The organism is Arthrobacter sp. JCM 19049 (assembly GCF_001310435.1).
This window is the reverse complement of the sequence record NZ_BAXF01000835.1, coordinates 1-701: the sequence shown is the minus strand read 5'-3', so window position 1 is coordinate 701 and position 701 is coordinate 1. Positions and strand designations below refer to the sequence as shown.

Genomic DNA, 701 nt, shown 5'->3' with positions numbered 1-701 from the left:
GCCGGCGGGCGAAGACCGGACGGCCGGGGACGGGGAAGAAGAGCGTGACATCGTGACTCCCAGGTGCGCGTGAAGGAACCGGTGCTCAGCGACCGCGCCGGCAGATCCCGGCGCGGGAGCTGAACGTGGTCTCACGATAGAAGCGGTGCCAGAGTAAGCCATGTCACACGATTTTTAACAGCAAGTACTCAGGTTTATGCCCGTTTCCTGGCGAGCGGCGCGCGGAGCGCGGCTATTCGCCGGACTCTTCGTCCTCTTCCTCCAGCTGCAGGTTGCGCCGCTCGTACTCGCGGTGGCTGAACGTCGCCTGGCGCACCGCCTGCTCATCATCGAAGCTCGAGCCGATGGCCCCGCCCATGGTGCCCAGGGATGCGGCCAGCCACGCCAGGTTCAGGTATTCGTCGAGGCTCGCCTCATGGCCCAGCTGTTCGGAGAGGAATTCAATGTCAATGACGGCCAGCGCACCGAGCAGCAGCACCCCGTAGAGCACCAGGTACATGGCGGCGGCCGCCAGCCCCACGGTGACGAGGGTGGCCACGTTGTACAGCACCCAGCGTTCGCGCCTGCGCACCCCGCGCGGGACTCCCACAGGCGGTTGTGCATGATCAGCCAGGTGGTCAGCACCGCCAGCGAGGTCAGCGTGATCAGGGTCAGCCGGGCGGCGGAGAGGTAGTCGGCCATCTGCCAGATGCTGGTGTAGA

Annotated in this window: 1 protein-coding gene; it reads right to left on the bottom strand. The window is 66.0% G+C overall.

Features of this window, described 5'->3' with window-relative positions:
- Positions 1-232: 232 nt before the first annotated feature.
- Positions 233-589: a hypothetical protein gene (locus JCM19049_RS16605; protein ID WP_279403471.1), complete on the bottom strand. Its 357-nt coding sequence runs from the start codon at positions 587-589 to the stop codon at positions 233-235.
- Between the last annotated feature and the right edge of the window lie 112 nt (positions 590-701).